The sequence below is a fragment of the Micromonospora pisi genome (assembly GCF_003633685.1).
In the GTDB taxonomy this organism is placed as follows: Bacteria; Actinomycetota; Actinomycetes; order Mycobacteriales; family Micromonosporaceae; genus Micromonospora_G; species Micromonospora_G pisi.
The window spans coordinates 706805-728999 of record NZ_RBKT01000001.1; the positions used below are offsets into that span (position 1 = coordinate 706805).

Consider the following 22195-nt stretch of genomic DNA (forward strand, 5'->3'; position numbering starts at 1 on the left):
GGCGCCCCACCCGTACCCGGGTTGAGGCGCCACACGGACGGAAGCGGTTCAGCGTCGCCGTACGGTGACCCCTCGCGCGGCCAGGACGGACTGCGGGCCGACGGCGCCGTCCGGCTCACCGAGTACGTCGCCGCCGACCTCGGAGAGGTCCACCGGCTCGTCGGTACGGTTGATCACGAACCAGAACTCCGCGCCGTCGCCGCCGTCGGAGCCGCCCCGGACCGTGAGCTCCACCCGGCCACGCAACGCCTCCGGCAGCTCACTGCTGACGCCGGCCGCGTCGAGCAGACCGGCCAGCACCGGACGGAGCCCGGCCTGCCCGAGCCGGGTCGAGACGTAGCTCGCCGATCCGGTGTCGGTGGCCCGACGGGTCACCGCCGGACGGCCGGCCAGGTTGCCGGTGCGGTACCGGGCCAACACCTCCACCCGGTCGTCGGTGACATCGATCCGGTCGGTCCAGAGCGTGCCGGTGGTGCCGTTGTCCAGCTCCACCTCTTCGGTGTCGAGCAGCGGACCGAACTCCTCGATCCGGATGCCCAGCAGGTCACGCAGCGCACCCGGGTAGCCGCCGAGCCAGACGTGGTCGTTCTCGTCCACGATCCCGGAGAAGTACGTGGTGACGAGGTGCCCGCCACCGTCGACGTAGGCGTTCAGGCGCTGCGCGAGTGCCGCCGGTACGACGTGCAGCACCGGCGCGACGACCACGTCGTACCCGTCGAGCGGGGCGGCGACCGGTAGCACGTCGACCCGGACGCCGAGGTCGAGGAAGGCGGAGTACCAGTCCAGCGCCTCCTGCCGGTAACGCAGGCGGGAGCTGGGGTGGGAGTCGTGCTCGCTGGTCCACCAGGAGGTCCAGTCGAACAGGATGGCCGCGCGGGCCGGCCGGCGGTGCGTGCCGGCGATCGGCGCGAGCCGGCCCAGGGTTGCTCCCAGGTCGGTGACCGCGCGGAAGACCTCGCTCTCGGTGCCGGCGTGGGGCAGCATGGCCGAGTGGTACTTCTCCGCGCCGGCTGCGGACTGCCGCCACTGGAAGTAGCAGACGGCGTCGGCCCCGTGGGCGACGTGGGTGAGCGAGTCGCGGGCCAGCTCACCCGGTCGCTTGGCCACGTTGATCGGTTGCCAGTTGACCGCGCTGGTGGAGTGTTCCATCAGGAACCAGGGCCGGCCCTGCGCGATGTTGCCGGTCAGGTTCGCCGAGAAGGAGAGCTCGTCGAGGGCCTGCGGTCCGGGTAGGACGTAGTGGTCGTTGGCGACGAAGTCGACCTCGTCGGCCCAGTCGGCGTAGTCCATTCCCCGGGTCTCGCCCATGACCATGAAGTTGGTGGTGATCGGGATGTCCGGGGTGATGGCGCGCAGGATGTCCCGCTCGGCCCGGAGGTAGTCCTTCAGGGCGTCGGAGGAGAAGCGCTTGAAGTCCAGCTGCTGGGTCGGGTTGGGGTGGGACGCGGCGAGCCGGGGCGGCAGGATCTGCTCCCAGTCGCTGTAACGCTGGGACCAGAAGGCGGTGCCCCAGGCGGCGTTGAGCCCGTCGAGACTGCCGTACCGCTCCCGCAGCCAGATGCGGAAGGCGCGGGCGGCGTCGTCGGAGAAGTCGTAGATGTTGTGGCAGCCGAGCTCGTTGGAGATGTGCCAGGCGGTCAGCGCGGGGTGGTCGGCGTACCGCTGGGCCATGGTCTGGACCAGGCGCAGGGCGTGCTCGCGGAAGACCGGCGAGGTGGGGCGCCAGTGCTGCCGGGCGCCGGGCGAGATGGTGGCGCCGTTCACGTCGACCGGGAGGATCTCGGGGTGCGCGGTGGTGAGCCAGGGCGGTGGCGAGGCGGTCGCGGTGGCGAGGTCGACGGCGATGCCGCCGGCGTGCAGCAGGTCCATGACCTCGTCGAGCCAGCCGAAGTCGTAGGTGTCCGCGGTGGGCTGGATCCGGGCCCAGGAGAAGATGGCGAGGGAGACGATGTTGACCCCGGCGGTGCGCATGGCCTGGATGTCCTCGGCCCAGACGTCCGGGGACCACTGTTCCGGGTTGTAGTCGGCGCCGAAGGCCAGCCGGGCGCCGGGCTCCGGGTCGGGCCAGCGCAGCCAGCGAGGGGTGGTACGAGAAACCACTGCTGCTCCTTGCACGTTCGAGCGGTGACGACCTCGGCCCACGGGCCGGGTACGCCGACCGAATGCGCCGGGACGGCCGGCCTCGCGGCGGGCCGTCCCGGTGCGTGGGTGTTACTTGACGGTGAAGCCCTGCTCGGTGCCGTACTTGACGCTGGCGTCCTGCCAGGCCTTCAGCCCGTCCGTCAACGTGGTGCCGGAGACGTAGGCCTTGCCGACGGTGTCGTTGAAGATGCTGTTGGCGTAGACCTGGAAGGGCAGGTAGGACCAGCCGGTGACGACGTTCTTCGCGGAGTCGGCGAAGATCTGGTTGGCCTTCTGGCCGCCGAAGTAGGCGAACTCGGAGTCGAGGAAGGCCGGCGACTGGAGCTGGGCCGTGGTGGCCGGGAACGCGCCGTTGTCGACCCGGGTCTGCACGCCGTCACCGACGTTCGCGAACTTCAGGAAGCCGTACGCCAGGGCCTTGTTGGTGCTGGCCTGCGGGATGGCGAGCGAGCTGCCACCGTTCTCCGCGCTGGCGTTCGCGCCGGCCTGCCACTGCGGCAGCGGTGCGACCCGCCACTTGCCCGCGCCGCCGGGTGCACCGGAGACGAGGTTGGCCGGCATCCAGGCGCCGGTGGCGAGGGTGGCGATGGTGCCGTTGGCCAGGCCCTGGTACCACTGGTCGCTCCAGGAGCTGATCGGGGCGAGCAGCTTCTCGTCGATCAGCGGCTGCCACGTCTTGGCGAACGTGGCGACACCCGGGTCGTTCATGTCGATCTTCACGTTGGTGCCGTCGACCTGGAACGGCTTGCCGCCGGCCTGCCACATGAGGCTGGTGGCGAAACCGGCGTCGCCGGTGTCGTTGGTGATGTAGACCTTCGGGTCGGCGGCGTGCAGCTTGCGGGCCGCGGTCACGAACTCGTCCCAGGTGGTGGGGACGGCGATGCCGTGCTTGTCGAAGACGTCCTTGTTGTAGTAGAGCGCCATCGGGCCGGAGTCCATCGGCAGGCCGAAGATGCCGCTGCCGGAGTGGACCGAGGCCCACGGGCCGGGCGTGAAGGTGCCGTCGAGGTCGCCGGCCTTGAAGGCGGTCAGGTCGGTGACCGACTTGGCCAGCGCGAACTGCGGCAGGGCGTAGTACTCGATCTGCGCGACGTCCGGGCCGCCCTTACCGGCGGTGATGGCGTTCTGCAGGGCGGTGTACTGGTCGTTGCCGGTGCCGGCGTTGACCAGGTTCACCTTGACGTTCGGGTACTGCTGCTGGAACTTCTCGACGACCTGCTTGATGGTGGGCTCCCAGGCCCACACGGTCAGGTTGCCGCCCTTGGTCAGTGCGGCCTGGACGTCGGCGTCGGAGAAGGTCTGGCTGGCGCTCGACCCGGAGTCGCCCGAGCCGCAGGCGGCGAGGGCGAGGGTGGCGGCGGTGGCGACGGCTGCTGCCGCCAGGAAGCCCCGCCGGGGAAACTTGATCATGACTGTCCTTCCGAACCAGCAGAAAAGAGGGGATACGACGACACGGGGTGGATGGAGCGCCTCAGTCCTTGACGCTGCCGGCGGAGAGTCCCGACTGCCAGTAGCGCTGGAGCAGCAGGAACGCGGCGAGTAGCGGCAGGATCGTCAGCAACGATCCGGTGATGACGAGGTTGAACACGGCCTGGCCGCCGGCGGTGGACGCCTGCGCGTTCCAGGCGTTGAGACCGAGGGTCAGCGGGTACCAGTCCGGGTCCTTCAACATGATCAGCGGCAGGAAGTAGTTGTTCCAGGTCGCGACCACGGTGAAGAGCAGCACGGTGACGATGCCGGGGGCGAGCAGCGGCAGGGAGATCCGGAAGAAGGTACGGAACTCGCTCGCCCCGTCGACCCGGGCGGCCTCGATCATCTCGGTCGGGATCGCCTCGGTCGCGAAGGTCCACATGAGGTACAGCCCGAACGGCGAGATGAGCGACGGGATAATCACCGCCCACGGGGTGTCGGTCAGGCCCAGGTTGCTGAACATGAGGAACGTCGGTACGGCCAGCGCCGTTCCCGGTACCGCGACGGCGCCGATCACCGTGGCGAAGACGCCGCGCTTGCCGGGGAAGTCGTACTTGGCGAGCCCGTAGCCGCCGAGTACGGCCAGGAAGGTCGCCCCACCGGCACCGATGACGACGTAGAGCAGCGTGTTGCCGAGCCAGCGCAGGAAGATCCCGTTGTCGTACGTCACCGTGTCGTGGATGTTGCTCCACAGGGCGAAGTCACCGTCGAACCAGAGGCCGAACGAGGTGAAGAGCCCGTCCTGGGTCTTCGTCGCGTTGATCACCAGCCAGACCAGCGGGATCAGGCTGTAGATCAGGACGATCGCGGTCAGCGCGGTGAGCAGGATGCTCTTGCGCGGCCGGGCCACGGTCGAGCGGGCGCGTGTCGGTTTCGATCGCAGGCGCGGTGCCGCCGGGGTGTGCGGGTTCTCGACCGGGGTCGGTTCCGTACGCGTGGTCGTGTTCATCGGTCAGCGCTCCTTCCGCATGCCGCGCAACTGAACGACGTAGGCGACGACCATGGTGAGCAGGCCCATGACGATGGCGACCGTGGCCGAGTAGTTGTACTGCTGGCCCGCGAACGACAGCGAGTAGGCGTAGAGGTTCGGGGTGAAGTACGTGGTGATCGCGTTGGGCGCCAGGCTCTGCAGGATGCTCGGCTCGTTGAAGAGCTGGAAGCTACCGATGATCGAGAAGATGGTGGCGATGACCAGCGCGCCTCGGATGGCCGGCAGCTTGATCGCGGTGATGACCCGGAACTGGCTGGCACCGTCGAGATCAGCGGCCTCGTAGAGTGAGGCGGGGATCACCCGCAGTGCCGCGTAGAAGATCAGCATGTTGTAGCCGACAAACTCCCAGGTCACGATGTTGCCGATCGAGGCCAGCACCCAACTGGGCGTCAGCGGGTCGGGCAACGAGGTGCCGAGCGCGTCGTTGATGTTGCCGACGAGTCCGAACCGGGAGCCGTACATGAAGCCCCACATCAGGGTGGCGACCACCGCCGGCACCGCGTAGGGCAGGAAGATCGAGATCCGGAAGAAGCTCTTGCCGTAGAGCCGCCCGCTGTCGATGGCCAGTGCCACCACCAGGGCGATCCCGAGCATCACCGGCACCTGGACGACGAGGAAGAGCGCGACCCGGCCGATCGCCGACCAGAGCTGCGGATCGCTCAGCGCCCGCTGGTAGTTGTCCAGGCCGACGAAGGCGTTGCCGCCGATCAACCGGTTCTGGAACAGGCTCAGGTAGATCGCGTACGCGATCGGGGCCAGGAAGACCAGTGCGAACACGGCCATGAAGGGGGCTACGAAACGCCAACCCACCCATGACCGTCGGCGGCGGCCGGACGCCCGTTCGAGGGTGCCTGGTCGAGCTGCCACGACCTGTGGAAGTGCCACTTCACGCATCCTTCCCGTCGCTCCGATGCGACCCGTATGTTTACGTAAACACCCTGGCCAGAAGGATGACAACTCAGCGTAGCTCGCAGTTACGGGGAGGTCATCCAGGACATCACGCGGTGATGTTTACGTAAACATTGCGGGGGTGATAGTTTCACCGCGTTCGAGGATCGTCAAGACCGGGGTGCTCCGATCGTCCCCTCGCCGGCACCTGCCGGGCGGCGGATCGGGGCCCACGAGCGGGAAGGAGCCGTACGGCTATGACCGCCGTCACACCGGAGGAGACCTCCGGAGGACCGACCCGGCGCGCCGGCCGTCCCCGGCGGAGCGTCTCCATGGCCGACGTCGCCCGACTCGCCGGCGTCTCGTCCCAGACGGTGTCCCGCGTCTCCACCGGCCACCCGGGCGTGGTCAGCTCCACCCGCGAGCAGGTCCTCGCCGCCATGCGCCAGCTCGGCTACCGCCCCAACAGCGCCGCCCGGGCCCTCAAGCTCGGCGAATTCCGTACGATCGGGGTCATCCTCTTCACCCTGTCGACCACCGGCAACAGCCGTACGGTGGAGGCGATCGCCACCCACGCCGCCCGTGAGGGTTACGCCATCACCCTGATCCCGGTGGCGGCACCCACCCAGGACGGCGTCCTGGGTGCCTTCACCCGGCTCGGCGAACTCGCCGTCGACGGAATCATCGTGATCATGGAAGTCCACCTGCTGGACGCCACGACCGTCACCCTGCCGCCCGGCGTACAGGTCGTCGTGGTGGACTCCGACGCCGACGACCACTACACGGTTGTCGACACCGACCAGACCGACGGGACCCGGCAGGCCGTCCGCCACCTGCTCGACCTCGGTCACCAGACCGTCTGGCACGTGACCGGACCCAGCGGTTCGTTCGCCAGCGAACGCCGTACCAAGGCCTGGCGCGCGGCACTGGAGGAGGCCGGCCGACCGGTTCCCCCGGTGCAGGGCGGTGACTGGTCGGCGGAGTCCGGCTACCGCGCGGGGATCCGCCTGGCCGACGAGCCCGAGTGCACGGCCGTCTTCGCCGCCAACGACCAGATGGCGCTCGGCCTGCTCCGCGCCTTCCACGAACGCGGTCGAACGGTTCCCGGCGACATCAGCGTGGTCGGCTTCGACGACATCCCGGACGCCGCCTCGTTCATCCCGCCCCTCACCACGGTCCACCAGGACTTCGCCGAGGTTGGCCGGCACTGCGTACAGGGTGTGCTCCGGCAGATCCACAACGAGGCGACCGACCCGGGCACCACCCTGGTCCCCACCCGGCTCGTCGTACGACAGAGCACCGCACCGCCGGCCAGCACGCGCTGACCCACCGGCCGGCGGTCCGCCTTCCCAGGACGCCGTCGGCCAACTCGCTGATCCGGTCGTACCGATCCGCACAGGTCCGATCACGGGACGCACTCCGAGGCGTCCGGACGCCATGGTGGCGCTTACGGAAATTCTCCGACTTCTTCCGGAAAACCAGCCTTCCGGGCGCCTTCCCCGCCCTCCCCTGTGGAGCCGGAGAGCGTTCTGTCGCCTCTTCTCCTCACCACAGACACCGCTCCGACCACCTCAGACAGTGCGGCCGGTCCCGCATGGACCCGGCAACGCCACCCGCTGAGGTTCCGCAAGTTTTCCGGTAGACATTGCCGAAGGTGGATGCGACTGAAATACTGCGTATCCACTGTTGCCGATGGATTGGTCGGTCCGCCCACCGTCCCACCTGGACAGCCACCCCCTCGGCCCAGCGACACCACCACCACCCCGGGCGGAGCCCCACCAACTCCGCCCGCCCTCGGAAAAGAGGCAGAAATGATCGGAAGATCCCGTACGGGCAGCCGCCCGAGAATGGGGTCCAGGGCACGAGCGGCCCTCGTCGTCGGCGCCGTGGGCCTGCTCACCGCGACCGGCGCGGTGGTCCTCCCGCACACGGCGAGCGCGGCCACCACCCTCGGCGCGTCCGCCGCCGAGCGGGGCGGTCGTTACTTCGGCACCGCGGTCGCGGCCAACAAGTTGAACGACAGCACCTACGCAACCATCCTGAACCGGGAGTTCAACAGCGTCACCCCCGAGAACGAGATGAAGTGGGACGCGACCGAGCCCTCGCAGGGCAACTTCAACTACGCCAGCGCCGACCAGATCGTCAACCACGCCCGTCAACGTGGGATGCAGGTCCGTGGACACGCGCTGGCCTGGCACTCGCAACAGCCCGGCTGGGCACAGAACATGTCCGGCAGCGCACTGCGCAACGCGATGCTCAACCACGTGACCCAGGTCGCCACCCACTACCGGGGCCAGATCCACTCATGGGACGTGGTCAACGAGGCCTTCGCCGACGGCGGCAGTGGTGCTCGGCGCGACTCGAACCTGCAACGGACCGGGAACGACTGGATCGAGGTGGCGTTCCGCGCCGCCCGCGCCGCCGACCCCGGCGCCAAGCTCTGCTACAACGACTACAACACCGACAACTGGAACGACGCCAAGACCCAGGCCGTCTACCGGATGGTGCAGGACTTCAAGCAACGTGGCGTGCCGATCGACTGTGTCGGCCTGCAGTCGCACCTCAACAACGGCTCGCCCTACCCGAGCAACTACCGCACCACACTGTCCAGCTTCGCCGCGCTCGGCGTCGACGTACAGATCACCGAACTGGACATCGAGGGCGCCCCGGCTGCCACGTACCGCAACGTCGTCAACGACTGTCTGGCCGTGCCCCGCTGCACCGGGATCACCGTCTGGGGCATCCGGGACAGCGACTCCTGGCGCGCCTCGCAGACTCCCCTGCTGTTCAACAACAGCGGAGGCAAGAAGCCGGCGTACGACGCGGTGCTCAGCGCGTTGAACAACGGCACCACCCCACCGACCGGTTCCCCCACCACGACCCCACCGACCGGCGGTCCCACCACCACGCCGCCTCCCGGTGGCGGGAGCTGCACGGCGACGCTGCGCGACGGCGCCCGTTGGGGCGACCGCTTCAACAGCGAGGTCACGGTCAGCGGCGCCAGCAACTGGACGGTCGTGGTCGCGGTGACCCCGCCGCAAAGGGTCTCCTCCACCTGGAACGGGACCCCGAGCTGGGACAGCAGCGGCAACGTCATGACCATGCGGTCCAACGGCAGCGGCAACACGTTCGGTTTCACCACGATGGCCAACGGCAACTGGAACCGACCACAGGTACGGTCGTGCACCGCGTCATGACCGCGGTCGGCGACTGAGCGCGACCGGGGCGGGTGGATGGTTCCACCCGCCCCACCCGCGTCGGCAGATGTCCATATGCTTGAGGGCGAGGTGTCGACACGAATCTAGGGGCGAGACGTGGGCGCGAAAGAGGAGGTGCCGGAGGGCTCCGGCACCGGCCCTGTTGCCGAGACGGCTCCTGCGCGGTCCGGAGTGGTCACTCCCACTCCCGGTCCGGCGAGACAGGGACCACCCGCCGGTGTCGACAGATGGACCAGGTGGGGCGTCTATTTCGCGGGGGCCGGGGTGGTCGTCGCGCTGCTCACCTGGGCCTGGCAGATCCAGGACGACCCACCGCCGTCGTCACCGCCACCGCCGACCCGGTCGGCCGCCGCCAACTCGCCGAGCCCAACCGAGGTGACGGATCGGCTTCTCCTCGCGGCCAAGGCAGGCAACCTCACCGAGATCGGCCTCTACATCTGCCAACGGGAACGCCCCCACTACCTGTCCGGCAACGCCTACTACGAACAGTGGAAGGGTCTGGGGCAGACCCTCAATCGGGCGGACGCGGAGCCGCAGTGGCGGGTAGCCGACGAGAGGATTCTCGGCGCGAACGCCTCGTTGAAGGTCTACTTCACCGCGCTCGATCCGTTCGGCAAGCGGCAGGAGTCGCCCGAGGTGGGGCAGTTCGGGCTGGTTGACGAGCAGGGCTGGAAAATCTGCGACGTGTACTTCTCGTCCTCCTGACCAGCCGCGCGCCGATGGTCCGCGAGACAGGAACCTAGGCCGGGATGTTCCGCGCGGACCAGTCCGCGAGGGCGCGGGCGCACTCCGCCACCGTCTCACGCCATGTGCGTGCGGCGCCGTCGCCCGCGTCGTCGCTGACATGCTTGACGATCCGCAGCGGCACACCGGCCTCCTGCGCGGCAGCGGCGATCGCGTACCCCTCCATGTCCACCAGGGACGCGCGAACGGCCAACCGGTCCCGGGTGGCGTCATCGGCGATGAACGCGTCACCGGTCGCCAGGGTCGGACCATCGGCGTCGACAAGTGTCAGCGGCTGCCCGACAAGTTCGCCGGTGAGGGTACGCAGCACGTCGCTGGCCAGGTCGTGCTGGATCACCGTGCCGATGACGTGGGTGCCGGTCAGCCCCATCCGCAGCGCGCCCGCGGTGCCCAGGTTGACGATGCCGGACGGGCGCGCCCCACGGGCCAGTACGGTCGCCAGCGCGATCGCCCCGTTGACCTTGCCCATGCCGGTGAGCAGGATCGGCAGGGTCGTGTCGAGGAACTGCGCTTCCTCCTTGACGGCCAACACGAGCAGGGGTCGGTCGGCGGAGATCTCCCCAATAAGTTCCACGCGGCAACGGTACTGCCGGTCCGAGTATCGGCTCGAACCAGAGTGACGATGACCATGGTGCGAATCTCCGACGAGGGATCGTCCCGGTTGATCCCGAAACTAGTCGACAAGCCGGGGGACAACCGGGCGGAACCGGGCCGGTGCACCCGGCGCTCCCCCGCGCCGGCCCACGTACTCGGGCACGCCCACGCAGGTGAAGAGCAGCGCCGCGAGGTCGTCGGGCTCGCCGATCCGTCCGCGCATCCTGCCACGGGTGGTGCCCGGACCCGGACGGGGCAACACTGCCGCCGTCGCACTGGGGTTTACTGGTCCGATGCGCACGGAGGAGATTCACGGCATCGCCACCGCCCTGGGTAGCACGGTGGTGGCGACCGCTCCCCTGGCCGGCGGCTACTCCCACTCGACCTGGCTGGTCACCCTCACCGACGGCAAGGTCGTCGCGCGGCTCGGCGGACCGGATCCGATGCTCGAAGCCGCGGTCATGCGCGTGGCCCGCCGGTACGCCCCGGTGCCGCAGGTGCTGCTCGTCGTGCCGCCGGGGACGTTCAGCGACGGCGCCCGGCCGGCCATGGTCATCGAACATGTGGCCGGTACGCCGCTCAGCCAGGTGCTCGCGGCGAGCGACTCCGGTGGCTCCGGCATGGGTGAACTCGGCACCGAGGTGGGACGGGTGGTCGCCGGCATCAGCTCGGCGAGGTTCGACCGGCCGGGCTTCTTCACCGACGAGCAGCTCATCGTCCAGGATGAACACCCCTGGTCGGCGCAGTTGCCCGAGTTCGCCGCCGCCTGCATGGGTGGCACCGCCGACGCCCGCCTCGACCGCGCCACCAAGCAGGCGTGGGTGGACCTCTGCGCCGTACACGCACCGGCGCTCGTCGAGGTCGACCACCACTCCCGGCTCGTGCACTCCGACATCAATCCCAAGAACATCCTGGTCAGCCCGGCATCGGGCGGATGGCGGGTGGATGCCGTCCTGGACTGGGAGTTCAGCTACTCCGGATGTCCGTACGGCGACGCCGCGAACATGGCGCGGTTCGGCGCCGACTATCCCGCCCGGTTCCTCGACGGGTTCCGGACCGCGTTCGCCGAGCACCAACCGGCCGACCTCGCGGTGCCTGAGGAATGGGGCTATCTGGGGCGGGTGCTGGACATGTTCGCACTCAGCGACCTGGTTACCCGCCCGCTCGGGCACCCGGTCGCGGACCAGGCGGCGGAGCAGATCCGACACTGGATCGCGGCGGGCGTACCCCGGACCGTCTGAGACCCCCGATTGTCATACCGGCGCCCCTGAGGGGACCGGGCCAGCGGAGGCTGATCGCAGCGCATCCGGGGCAGTCAATGGAGCAGGCATCGAAGTATTGACGTGCCCGTAGCGCATCGGTAACATTCGGCCAAAGTGATGCAAGATTTTGACAAAGCTTTGCTTGCTTCTCCGCTCTTGATTGAAATTTCCCGCAGGGCCGCTCCCTGACGGTGTTTCTCCCCGTTCCGGAGAGGCCCGGTGATGCTGACGGCTTGGTAACTCCCACCAGCGGTCCCACCCGTCCCGGGCCGACCGCACGGGCACGCCCCACCCGCCCGCTCCCCTCCCCCATCCGTCCGGTCCCGCGCGCCCATCGCGGATCGACCGGCGCCGCACCGAACCACGCCCGCGCCCGTGGACACAGGCCGCGCGGAACCCGTCCCTCCACGCGACAAGGACAGTCATGAGACGAACGAACCTGGTCAGGATGGTGGCGACGACAGTCGCCGCCGCCATGATCACCACCATGGGGTGGGCGGCCGTCGCCAACGCGGCCGGCCGACCCGACCACCCGTTCGAGCAGACAGCCGCCGCCCCGATCAACGCCCTGGACGTGCCCGGCAACCTCGCCCAGGGCCGGCCCACCCAGCAGAGCGGCCACGCCGACGTCTACGACTCGTCCCGGGCCGTCGACGGCAACCAGGGCACCTACTGGGAGAGCGTCAACAACTCCTTCCCGGGTTGGCTCCAGGTCGACCTCGGCTCCGCCGTGACGGTCAACCGGGTGGTGCTGAAGCTGCCGACCTCCGGTTGGGGCACCCGTACCCAGACGTTGAGCGTCCGGGGCAGCACCAACGGATCCACCTACTCCGACCTGGCCCCGTCGCAGACGTACACCTTCAACCCGGCCGTCGCCGGGAACTCGGTCACGATCACCTTCGGCCAGAGCACCGCCCGCTACGTACGGATCAACATCACCGCCAACAGCGGCTGGCCGGCCGGTCAACTCTCCGAACTCGAGGTCTACGCACCGGACAGTGGCGCCGACACGACCGCGCCGAGTGTTCCGGGCACCCTCTCCCACACCCAGTCGGGCACGGCGATCACCCTCAACTGGGGCGCGTCGACCGACAACGCGGGCGGCAGCGGCATGGCCGGCTACAACGTCTACCGCGACGGCTCGCTGGTGGCGTCGATCGGCAACGTGACCACGTTCACCGACACCCAGCCAACCACCGCCACCGTCTCCTACTACGTCCGCGCGCGTGACGTCGCAGGCAACCTCTCCGGCAACAGCAACACCGTCACCCGTACCGGCAGCGGCGGCGGCGACACGACCCCGCCGACCACCCCGGGCGCGTTGTCGCAGAGCACCTCCGGCAACACCATCACCCTGAACTGGGGCGCCTCCACCGACGCCGGTGGCAGCGGGCTGGCCGGGTACAACGTCTACCGGGGCGGGAGCCTGGTCGCGACCCTCGGCACCGTCCTCACGTACCAGGACAACCAGCCGCCGACGGCCACCGTCTCCTACTACGTCCGCGCGCGTGACGTCGCCGGCAACCTCTCCGGCAACAGCAACACCGTCACCCGTACCGGCACGCAGCCCCCGGCCTGCACCAACGTCGCCGCCGGCAAGACCATGACGGCGACCGGCTCCACCTTCACCTTCACCCCGGAGAAGGCGAACGACGGCCAGCTCGGCACGTACTGGGAGGGTGCGCCGACGTACCCGCAGAACCTGACCGTGGCGCTGGGCGCCAACCACGTCGTCAACACGGTCACCGTCAAGCTGAACCCGGACCCCGCCTGGGGCACCCGTACCCAGAACTTCCAGATTCTCGGCCGTGACCAGGCCTCGACCACCTACACCAACCTGGTGTCGGCGGCCAGCTACCAGTTCGTCCAGGGCAACAACGTGGTGGCGATCCCGGTCGCCGCCACCACCGCGGACGTGCAGCTACGGTTCAACTCGAACACCGGCGCCCCGTCCGGCCAGGTCGCCGAACTCGAGGTCTGCGGTACGCCGGCACCCAACCCCGACCTGGTCGTCACCTCGACCAGTTGGACGCCCGCCACGCCGAGCGAGGCCAGCGCGATCACCCTCTCCGCCACGGTCCAGAACATCGGCTCGGCGTCTGCCGGGGCGACCACGGTCAACTTCAACCTGGGCGGCGTGGTGGTCGGCAGCGCGCCGGTCATCGGCCTCAACGCCGGCGCCTCGACCACCGTCTCGTACAACGCCGGGACCCGGCCGATGGGCAGCTACAGCGTCTCGTCGGTGGTCGACCCGACCAACACCGTCGTGGAACAGAACAACGGCAACAACACCTTCACCGCGCCCTCGCCGCTGGTGGTGACCCAGGCACCCGGCCCCGACCTCCAGGTCCTCGGCGTCACCTCGAATCCGCCGAACCCGGCCGTCGGCGCGGCGGTCACGTTCACCGTCGCGGTGAACAACCGTGGGACCGGCGCCAGTGGCGCGACCACGGTGACCCGGCTGGCGGTGGGCGGGACCACGCTCAACACCAACACCCCGTCGATCGCCGCCGGCTCGACCACGAACGTGGCCATCACCGGCAGTTGGACCGCCACCAGCGGTGGCGCCACCATCACCGCCACCGCCGACGCGACCAACGTGGTCGCCGAGACCAACGAGTCCAACAACGTCCTCACCCAGTCGATCGTGGTGGGACGCGGCGCCGCGGTGCCGTGGACCTCGTACGAGGCGGAGACGGCCAGGTACCAGGGCGCCCTGCTGGAGACCGATCCGCTGCGTACCTTCGGGCACACCAACTTCGCCACCGAGTCCTCGGGCCGCAAGTCCGTACGACTCAACACCACCGGACAGTTCGTCGAGTTCACCTCGACCAACGCCGCCAACTCGATCGTGGTGCGAAACTCCATCCCGGACGCGGCGGGCGGCGGGGGCATCGAGGCCAGCATCAGCCTGTACGTCAACGACGTCTTCGCCCAGAAGCTGACGCTCTCCTCCCGCCACAGCTGGCTCTACGGGAGCACCGACGATCCGGAAGGGCTGACCAACACGCCCCAGGGCGACGCCCGGCGGCTCTTCGACGAGGCGCACGCGCTGCTCGCGCAGTCGTACCCGGCCGGCACCCGGTTCAAGTTGCAACGGGACTCGGGCGACACGGCGTCGTTCTACATCATCGACTTCATCGACCTGGAGCAGGTGGCGCCGGCGACGACCCAGCCGGCCGGCTGCACCTCGATCACCGCGTACGGTGCGGTCGCGAACGACGGGATCGACGACACCGACGCCATCCAACGGGCGGTGACCGACGACCAGAACGGTGTGATCGGCTGTGTCTGGATCCCGGCGGGCCAGTGGCGGCAGGAGAAGAAGATCCTGACCGACGACCCGCTGAACCGGGGACAGTACAACCAGGTCGGGATCAGCAACGTCACCATCCGGGGTGCCGGCATGTGGCACTCCCAGCTCTACACGCTGACCGAACCGCACCTCGCCGTGGGCGGCATCAACCACCCGCACGAGGGCAACTTCGGGTTCGACATCGACGACAACACCCAGATCTCCGACATCGCCATCTTCGGCTCGGGCCGGATCCGCGGCGGCCCCGGTGGCGCCGAGGGCGGCGTGGGACTGAACGGGCGGTTCGGTGAGAACACCCGGATCACCAACGTCTGGATCGAGCACGCCAACGTCGGGGTCTGGGTCGGTCGGGACTTCGACAACATCCCCGACCTGTGGGGACCGGCCGACGGGCTGGAGTTCAGCGGGATGCGCATCCGCGACACGTACGCCGACGGCATCAACTTCACCAACGGGACCCGGAACTCGAGGGTGTTCAACTCGTCGTTCCGTACCACCGGTGACGACTCGCTGGCGGTCTGGGCGAACCGGTACGTGAAGGACCCGTCGGTGGACATCGCGCACGACAACCAGTTCGTCAACAACACCATCCAGTTGCCCTGGCGGGCGAACGGCATCGCGATCTACGGCGGCTACGGCAACAAGATCGAGAACAACCTGATCTACGACACGATGAACTACCCGGGCATCATGCTCGCGACCGACCACGACCCGCTGCCCTTCTCCGGGCAGACGCTGATCGCGAACAACGGGCTCTACCGCACCGGCGGCGCCTTCTGGAACGAGGACCAGGAGTTCGGTGCGATCACGCTCTTCGCGGCGACCCGGGACATCCCCGGTGTCACCATCCGCGACACCGACATCATCGATTCGACGTACGACGGCATCCAGTTCAAGACCGGCGGCGGCAACGTGCCGGGCGTGGCGGTCACCAACGTACGGATCGACAGATCCAACAACGGTGCCGGCATTCTCGCCATGAGCGGCGCCCGGGGCAGCGCGACGTTGACCAACGTGACCATCACCAACTCGGCCACCGGCAACATCGTGACGCAACCCGGGTCGAGCTTCGTCATCACGGGCGGTTAACCCGTCCGACCACGCTCGGGTGCGTACACCCGGCCGCGCGGCGTGCTTCCCGGTGGCAGGACCACCGTGGGGGGCACGCCGCGCGGCGCGACCTGGGCCGCGCCCGTCGGGAACCACACCGGGACCGGCCCGACCGGAGCGGATCACCGGCCCGGGCCGCCTACAACCGGTGGTTGTCGCCGATCGTCGCCTGCGGCTCCGGGGCCACCTCGTCGTGCACCGCCTCGGCCACCTCGCTGGCGATCCGGTTCACCTCCGGCGGGACCGCGATCATCCGGTACTCGCCGGTCTCGGCGCTGATCGCGGCGGCGGCGATCACCGCGGCCGCCGCCCGGTCCGCCACCCGCTTCGCCTCACGCTGCACCCGGGCCCGCACCTCGACGGCGTGCCGTTCGGCGGAATCGGCCGCTTGGCGGGCCTCGTTCAGCCGGTTCAGTTCGGTGCTGAGCTCCTGGCGTACCTCACCGAGACGATGCTGCAACTGGGCGACATCCCGCTCCGCGATGGCCCGCTCCTGGCGCGACTGGGCGAGCTGCTGCTCCGCGGTCTCCTGCGCGGCGTGCAGTTGGGACACCGCCTGCTGCCGGGCCTCGATCTCCTTCTGCACCAGGGCCAACTGCTGCTCGTGGGCGGCGGCCTGCTCGTCGGCCCGACGGCGCAGGTCGGCCGAGTACTGCTGCACCTCGGCCTGGAGCGCGGTGTTCTCCTGCTCGATCATCGTGCGCCAACGACCGAGTTCCGACTCCGCGGCGGACTGCCGCTCGACGATCTCCCGCTCGACGTTGGCCTTCCACTGGGCCAGTTCCTGCTGGGTCTGCGAGCGGGCCGCGTCGACCTCCTGCTGGACCTGCGTACGCGCGGCCTCCACCATCGCCTCGGACTCGGCTCGGGCGTTCTCGATCTGCCGGGCGCTCTGCTCGCTGATCCGCTGTGCCTCCTCGACGGCGCGTTCCTGCACCGCCTCAGCGTCGGCCTTCAGCTTCTCGGCCTGCTCATGGGCGTCGACCAGCACCCGCTCCGCCTCGGCCTGGTGCTCGGACGCCCGCTGGGCGGCGTTGTTGACGATCGCCTCAGCCTGCTTCTCGGACAGGGCCAGGATCTGGTCGACCATCGGGCCCAACTCCCGGAACGAGGCCCGGTCGAACTGCGGTGGCCGCTCGCGCAACTCCGCCAGCTCCGTCTGCAACTGCTGAATGTGTGCGGTCAGGTTCTTGATGTGGCCGAACGCCTGCTCGCGTTCGGCCGCGAGCTTCGCGCTCTGGCTGTTCGCCTGAAAGACGTACTGGTCCACCTGCCGCTTGTCGTAACCGCGCAGCGTGGTCTCAAAGCTCGGCCGCGAGTTCGAGTCCTCGCGACCATCGAACAGCTGCTCGGCTTGCGACATCCGCCATCCTCCATGCGATAGAAGCCCAGTGCCGGCGTACGGGCACGCCGCCGGGACACGGCTCAACCGGCGGACTATACCGCCCCCTCGTTGCGACGCAATGCCACCGGTGACTCGGCAGCCGGCACCTATCGGCGCAATGCCGGCGCGTCGGCGCAAATGCCGCCCGTACGCTGGGCGGGTGGCCCTGATCGGACGCCGGCGCGAACTCGCCGCGGTGGAACAGTTGCTGGACCGGGCGCAGGCGGGAGTCGGCGGGCATCTCGTGCTGAGCGGGCCCACCGGGGCCGGCAAGACGGCGCTGGTCGACGCGGCCGCGACCCTGGCCGGTAACCGGGGAATGACGGTGCTCCGTACGGCCGGGACCGGTGTCGACTCCGGGCTGCTCCTCTGGGACCAGCTACTCCGCGACCTCGGAGCGGAGGAACTGCCACCCGACGCCGGGCCCCGGGATCTCGACCGCGCCGCACAGGCGATCGCCCGAGGCGGCCCCCGCCTGCTCCTGGTCGACGACCTCGACCGGGCCGGCGCACATTCCGTGGCGTTCCTGACCCTGCTCGGCTCCCGACTCCGATCCGGCGCGACCGTGCTGCTCGCGACGACCGAACATCCCCTCGGACTCGCCCCGGAGCTGCGGCTGAGCGGTTTGACGGAACCGGAACTCGCCGACCTGCTACCCGAGCTGCCCCCGGCCGCCGTACACGCGGTGTGGCTCGCCTCGGCCGGTCTGCCCGGTGCCGCCGTCGACCTCGCCGCTGAGGTGACCGGGCTCGACTCCCCCGCCGACGCCGTCATCCACCTGGCACTGACCACGCCGTCCCGAGCCGAGTTCCTCGACCTCGACCTGGGTCTGATCCGCCTGTTGGAGGCCGCCACCGCCAGCCCGCTGCCACCGGCCGTCCGGGCCCTGGTCCTGGCCCGGCTCGCCCGCGAACTGCTCGGCGACCCGTCGGCCGGGGCGCGCCGCCGCGAGCTGGTCGACGAGGCGCTGGCCCTGGCCCGGATGACCGGCAGTCCCGGCACGGTCGCCGCGGTGCTCGACTGCCGGCTGCACGCGCTCTGGGACCCGGCCGCCGCCGAGGAACGCCTCGCCACCGCCTCGGAGATCGTGACGCAGGCGCGGCGGGCAGGCGACGCCATGGTGGAACGACGCGGGCTGTTCTGGCGCTTCGTCGCGCTCGCCGAGCTGGGTGACCTGGGAGCCGCCGAGGCGGCGCTCACGGCTTACGCCCGTGCCGGCGAACTGGCCGGCGACGCCGAGGCGGCGGTGGTCGTGCTGGCCCGCCAGGCGATGCTGGCGACGGTGCGCGGCCGGCTCGACGTGGCGGCGACGCTCGCGGCGGAGGTGGGCGTACGTGGCCGTCAGGCCGGGCTGAACGACACCGACCGCCTGGTCGCGTCGCTGTACGGGCGGATCGGGATGATCCGGGGCGCGATCGGGTCGAGCGCCGAGGACCTGCAGATCCTCGCCCGGCGACTGCCCGGGCACTTCTTCGAGGCGACCGCCGCTCGTTCCCTGGCCGAGTCCGGTCGCGACGTCGAGGCGGCACTCGAACTGGAGCGGGTGCTGCCGGCCGTACTCTCCGGATCCGGGCCTCGCTGGGTAGGAGCCCTGGCCGACCTGGCCATGGTGGCCGCCCGGCTCGGCGAACCGGCGTCCGCGCAGGCCCTGTACGAGGCGCTCCTGCCCTACCAGGGGCGGCTGGTCGTCTGGGGTGGCGCCAACACGATCACCGGCCCGGTCGACGACTACCTGGGCCGGCTCGCCACCCGGTTGGGCCGGCCCGACCAGGCACTGTCCCATCTGGACAGCGCCATCGCCCTGGAGCGACGGATCGGCGCCCTGCCCTGGCTCGCCGCCACGCTGGTCGTCCGGGCCGGCGTGCTCGGCGGACACGGTGGTGGCGTCGAGGACCGGGCCCGCGTCGACGACGATCTCGACCGGGCCCGCTCGATCGCGCAGCGGCTCGGCATGATCGGCCTGCTGGCCACACTCACCCCGCCCGCGGACGAGTGGCGGCTGACCCGCGAGGGTGAGGACTGGCGGCTCGACGCCGGCGCCGAAACGGCCCGCCTGCGCGACAGCCAGGGGGTCCGGTACCTGCGCACCCTGCTCGCCGCACCGGGGCAGGAAATCGCCGCGCTGGACCTCGTCGCGGGTGGCACCGGCCTGCGGGTGCCGGACGGGGACGTGGTGCTCGACGATGCCGCCTGCGCCGCGTACCGGCGACGGTTGGCGACTCTGGAGGAGCAGCTCGACGCGGCCGACCGGGCCGGCGACGTCGAACGGGCGGCGGCCACCCAGTCGGAGCGGGCCGCCCTGGTGGCCGAGCTACGGCGGGCCAGCGGGCTCGGTGGCCGGCCCCGCGTTCACGCCAGCGAGGCCGAACGTGCCCGGGTCAACGCCACCCGCACGCTCTGGTCCACCGTCAAGCGGGTCGAGTCCGCCGCACCACTGGCCGGCGCCCACCTGAGGGCCTCACTGCGCACCGGGCGGCAGTTCCGGTACCAGCCGGCTCCGGGCGGCCCGACCCGGTGGAGCGTGTAGCACAAACCACCCAACAGGTCCGATAAGCTCCAGCCCGCGTGGTGACCCCCACCACGTACAACCTGTACGCACCGGAGTTACGCCTCCTGGGTGACCACTTCGGCAAGGGAGACGACATGAGTGACGCACACCAGCGGTACTTCGGCCAGCTGGCCGGCGACACGTACGGCAGCGCCGACGAGCGACCGCCCCTGGTCCTGGTGCACGGGCTCAGCTACGACCGCCGCCAGTGGGAGCCGCTCCTGCGTGAACTGGAGGCCGTTGACCCGGGCCGCCGGGTACTTACCCTGGACCTGCCCGGGCACGGTGGGTCGCCCCGGCGCGACTCGTACCACACCGACGAGGTCACCCAGGTCATCCACGAGGCGGTGACCGACGCCGGACTCGAGTCACCGATCATCGTCGGACACTCCCTCGGCGGCGTGCTGGCGACGATCTACGCCGCCGAATATCCGACCCGGGGTGCGATCAACATCGACCAGCCCCTGCTGGTCGGCGGCTTCGGGGAGGCGCTGCGCCAGGCCGAACCGGTGCTCCGCAGCCCCGCCTACCACCAGGTCTGGGAGACCATGCTCGCCGGCATGCACATCGACCTGCTGCCACCGGCCGCGCGGGAACTCGTCCGGACGGCCACCACACCTCGGCAGGACCTCCTGCTCGGCTACTGGAACGAGGTGATCGTGACGCCGGCGGAGGAGATGACCGAACGCCGCACCCGGGACCTGAAGGCCATCCACTCGCGCGGCATCGCCTACCGGTACGTCACCGGCGACGAACCGAATCCGGCGTACCGGCAGTGGCTGGAGTCGACCCTGCCCGGCATCGCCATCACCGTCCTGCCCGGCACCGGTCACTTCCCGCACCTGGCCCGGCCCGCCGAAATCGCCCGGATGCTCGACGCCTGAGACGGCCCGGGCCGGGGAGACGCCTCGGCGATCGGCTTACCCGATCGCCGAGGCGGCGCGCCACCCCGAACGTCAACCGGTGAAGTTGCGGAACAGCAGCGACGCGAGAGCCAGGGCGAGCACCAGGTTGAACACCGTCGCGCTGGCGAAGACCGCGATCGGCCGCCAACCCGCCTCCCGCAGCGAGGCGACCCGGAATTCCAGGCCGATGCTGACAAACGCCAGGATCAGGAACCAGACCCGCAGGTCGTTGACCACCCCGATGACCTCCTTGCCGTCCGCTCCCGCCACGTCGAGGTACCAGGTGGCGATCACCGACGCGGCGACGAAGCCGAGCACGAACTTCGGGAAGCGTCGCCACAGCTCGCCCAGGCCGGGACGGGTCGCACCGGGCTGACGCTCGACCCGCAGGGTGAAGTACGCGGTGAGTGCCACCGCCACGACGCCCATCAGCGCGTTCTGGGTCACCTTGACGATGCTGGCGATCTGCAGCGCCTCCTCGCCGGCGAGCGCACCCGCGGCGGTGACGGCGGCGGTGGTGTCGATGTTGCCGCCGATCCAGGCACCGGCCACCGCGTCGGAGAGCCCGAACACATCGGCCAGCCAGGGCAGGACGAAGATCGACGGCAGGGCGAAGAGGATGACCAGGCTGGCGGTGTACGCGAGCTGCTCCCTTCTGGCCCGTACCGCCCCGGCCGCCGCGATCGCCGCGCTGACCCCGCAGATCGAGACGGCGGCGGCGAGCAGTGCCCGCAGTTTCTCGTCCAGCCCCAACCGGCCGGCGAGCCACCAGGTGAAGAGGAAGACACCGCTGATGAGCAGGATCGCCTGCGCGATCGCCGGACCCGCGGCACTGGCGATCACCGAAAGGTTGATCGAGGCGCCGAGCAGGACCAGACCGGTTTTGATGAAGAACTCGGTCCGGAAGGCGGCGGCGATCCGCTCCCGGACACCGAGCAGGGTGACGAGGACGTTGCCGAGCAGGCCGAGCAGAATCGCGTAGACCGGGTATTCGATCGCGTCCGCGATCTCGGCCAGGTCCGTGTCCGCGAAGAAGGCCGGTACGTTCTGTTCGAGGTACCGGGTCGACCCGGCCAGTACGAGCACCACCAGCAGTCCGAGGACGATCCAGCCCCAGGCCGGACCGGGCCGTACCGGGGTCGAGGGGGTCGGGTCCGCTGTGACGGCGGATGCCTCGGTGCGGGTCTCCTTCGGTGTGGCGTCGGTGGTCATCAGGGCACCAGCCCGGTGGGGATCAAGCCGACCAGGACGAGGACGAGCAGTACGAGGCCGAGGATGGTCGCGGCCCAGTCCTCGTTGATGGCGAGTGTGCTCTCGGCGGCGGTCGGTGCGGTGGTGGTCGGTGCGGTGGTGGTCGGCGTTGTCGGTGGGACAGGTCGTGGTGGCGTCTCTTCGCTCATCATGTTCCTTTGGCTACGGCCGACCCGCCGGTGGCAGGGCCGGTGCGGAAGGGGAGTGGTTGTTGCGGTACCGGCACCGCGCCGGTTCGGCTTTCCGGGCGGAGCCGAGGGGCTGCCGCGCCACAGGTGGGCAGTGGCGCCGGCAATGTGGGGATGCGTACGGCCAGCCCCACGACGGTGCCCTCGGCGGATGGTGGCGCGTCGGTCAGCGGGTGATCGCGTC

Annotated in this window: 16 protein-coding genes; 7 read left to right on the forward strand and 9 right to left on the reverse strand. The window is 69.9% G+C overall.

All coding sequences use genetic code 11. From position 1 onward, the window contains the following. Positions 1–48: 48 nt before the first annotated feature. The 4 genes from BDK92_RS02945 to BDK92_RS02960 all read right to left on the reverse strand — a co-directional run bounded on the left by BDK92_RS02945 (position 49) and on the right by BDK92_RS02960 (position 5386). Positions 49–2100: a beta-galactosidase gene (locus tag BDK92_RS02945; RefSeq protein ID WP_121154346.1), complete on the reverse strand. Its 2052-nt coding sequence runs from the start codon at positions 2098–2100 to the stop codon at positions 49–51. Positions 2101–2211: 111 nt separating this feature from the next. Next, on the reverse strand, positions 2212–3552 hold the full coding sequence (locus tag BDK92_RS02950; protein ID WP_121154348.1) for an ABC transporter substrate-binding protein: 1341 nt from the start codon (positions 3550–3552) through the stop codon (positions 2212–2214). A gap of 61 nt (positions 3553–3613) precedes the next feature. Then, positions 3614–4561 carry a carbohydrate ABC transporter permease gene (locus tag BDK92_RS02955; RefSeq protein WP_121154350.1) on the reverse strand — a complete coding sequence of 316 codons (948 nt, stop codon included), beginning with the start codon at positions 4559–4561 and terminating at the stop codon, positions 3614–3616. Between the two features lie 3 nt (positions 4562–4564). Beyond that, positions 4565–5386 (reverse strand): carbohydrate ABC transporter permease, encoded by an 822-nt coding sequence (locus BDK92_RS02960; protein ID WP_246016757.1) that lies wholly within the window; start codon positions 5384–5386, stop codon positions 4565–4567. 362 nt (positions 5387–5748) lie between these two features. Between BDK92_RS02960 and BDK92_RS02965 the strand changes: the two genes are divergently transcribed. The 3 genes from BDK92_RS02965 (at position 5749) to BDK92_RS02975 (ending at position 9414) form a co-directional block, all read left to right on the forward strand. After that, positions 5749–6816, forward strand: coding sequence for a LacI family DNA-binding transcriptional regulator (locus tag BDK92_RS02965; RefSeq protein ID WP_170208459.1), 1068 nt, complete (start codon positions 5749–5751; stop codon positions 6814–6816). A gap of 486 nt (positions 6817–7302) precedes the next feature. Next, positions 7303–8688, forward strand: coding sequence for a glycoside hydrolase family 10 protein (locus tag BDK92_RS02970; RefSeq protein WP_121154354.1), 1386 nt, complete (start codon positions 7303–7305; stop codon positions 8686–8688). Between the two features lie 117 nt (positions 8689–8805). Then, positions 8806–9414 (forward strand): hypothetical protein, encoded by a 609-nt coding sequence (locus BDK92_RS02975; RefSeq protein ID WP_147456889.1) that lies wholly within the window; start codon positions 8806–8808, stop codon positions 9412–9414. A gap of 34 nt (positions 9415–9448) precedes the next feature. On the opposite strand, the gene BDK92_RS02980 is transcribed toward BDK92_RS02975, so the two are convergent. Then, on the reverse strand, positions 9449–10027 hold the full coding sequence (locus BDK92_RS02980; RefSeq protein WP_121154358.1) for a nucleosidase: 579 nt from the start codon (positions 10025–10027) through the stop codon (positions 9449–9451). A 99-nt stretch (positions 10028–10126) separates the two neighbouring features. Then, complete coding sequence (locus BDK92_RS38740) at positions 10127–10270, reverse strand: hypothetical protein (RefSeq protein ID WP_170208460.1); 144 nt, start codon at positions 10268–10270, stop codon at positions 10127–10129. Between the two features lie 70 nt (positions 10271–10340). Here BDK92_RS38740 and BDK92_RS02985 point away from each other — a divergent pair, with 70 nt between their 5' ends. Next, positions 10341–11288, forward strand: a complete 948-nt coding sequence (locus BDK92_RS02985) for a phosphotransferase (protein ID WP_121154360.1) — start codon at positions 10341–10343, stop codon at positions 11286–11288. 445 nt (positions 11289–11733) lie between these two features. Beyond that, on the forward strand, positions 11734–15714 hold the full coding sequence (locus BDK92_RS40735; protein WP_121154362.1) for a CARDB domain-containing protein: 3981 nt from the start codon (positions 11734–11736) through the stop codon (positions 15712–15714). A 160-nt stretch (positions 15715–15874) separates the two neighbouring features. Here the strand turns inward: BDK92_RS40735 and BDK92_RS02995 are convergent, their stop codons facing one another. Continuing rightward, positions 15875–17098: a coiled-coil domain-containing protein gene (locus BDK92_RS02995; protein ID WP_121154364.1), complete on the reverse strand. Its 1224-nt coding sequence runs from the start codon at positions 17096–17098 to the stop codon at positions 15875–15877. Between the two features lie 181 nt (positions 17099–17279). Between BDK92_RS02995 and BDK92_RS03000 the strand changes: the two genes are divergently transcribed. Both BDK92_RS03000 and BDK92_RS03005 read left to right on the forward strand, forming a co-directional pair. Then, entirely contained in the window at positions 17280–19646 is a 2367-nt protein-coding gene (locus tag BDK92_RS03000) for an ATP-binding protein (RefSeq protein WP_170208461.1), read from the forward strand. Between the two features lie 38 nt (positions 19647–19684). Continuing rightward, entirely contained in the window at positions 19685–20551 is an 867-nt protein-coding gene (locus BDK92_RS03005; protein WP_246016759.1) for an alpha/beta fold hydrolase, read from the forward strand. A gap of 72 nt (positions 20552–20623) precedes the next feature. On the opposite strand, the gene BDK92_RS03010 is transcribed toward BDK92_RS03005, so the two are convergent. Further along, positions 20624–21784, reverse strand: a complete 1161-nt coding sequence (locus tag BDK92_RS03010) for a YeiH family protein (RefSeq protein WP_121154368.1) — start codon at positions 21782–21784, stop codon at positions 20624–20626. Beyond that, the gene (locus tag BDK92_RS03015) at positions 21784–21972 is read right to left on the reverse strand and encodes a hypothetical protein (RefSeq protein WP_147456890.1); all 189 of its coding nucleotides are present in this window, start codon (positions 21970–21972) and stop codon (positions 21784–21786) included. The genes BDK92_RS03010 and BDK92_RS03015 overlap by 1 nt, the downstream gene beginning before the upstream one ends. Between the last annotated feature and the right edge of the window lie 223 nt (positions 21973–22195).

Bases quoted from the DNA above. Each gene is read 5' to 3' on its own strand.
- BDK92_RS02950 (WP_121154348.1), bottom strand. From the start codon at position 3,552: ATGATCAAGTTTCCCCGGCGGGGCTTCCTGGCGGCAGCAGCCGTCGCC.
- BDK92_RS38740 (WP_170208460.1), bottom strand. From the start codon at position 10,270: ATGCGCGGACGGATCGGCGAGCCCGACGACCTCGCGGCGCTGCTCTTC.
- BDK92_RS02995 (WP_121154364.1), bottom strand. From the start codon at position 17,098: ATGTCGCAAGCCGAGCAGCTGTTCGATGGTCGCGAGGACTCGAACTCG.
- BDK92_RS02970 (WP_121154354.1), top strand. From the start codon at position 7,303: ATGATCGGAAGATCCCGTACGGGCAGCCGCCCGAGAATGGGGTCCAGG.
- BDK92_RS03015 (WP_147456890.1), bottom strand. From the start codon at position 21,972: ATGAGCGAAGAGACGCCACCACGACCTGTCCCACCGACAACGCCGACC.
- BDK92_RS02960 (WP_246016757.1), bottom strand. From the start codon at position 5,386: ATGGCCGTGTTCGCACTGGTCTTCCTGGCCCCGATCGCGTACGCGATC.
- BDK92_RS02955 (WP_121154350.1), bottom strand. From the start codon at position 4,561: ATGAACACGACCACGCGTACGGAACCGACCCCGGTCGAGAACCCGCAC.
- BDK92_RS02965 (WP_170208459.1), top strand. From the start codon at position 5,749: ATGACCGCCGTCACACCGGAGGAGACCTCCGGAGGACCGACCCGGCGC.
- BDK92_RS02985 (WP_121154360.1), top strand. From the start codon at position 10,341: ATGCGCACGGAGGAGATTCACGGCATCGCCACCGCCCTGGGTAGCACG.
- BDK92_RS40735 (WP_121154362.1), top strand. From the start codon at position 11,734: ATGAGACGAACGAACCTGGTCAGGATGGTGGCGACGACAGTCGCCGCC.
- BDK92_RS03010 (WP_121154368.1), bottom strand. From the start codon at position 21,784: ATGACCACCGACGCCACACCGAAGGAGACCCGCACCGAGGCATCCGCC.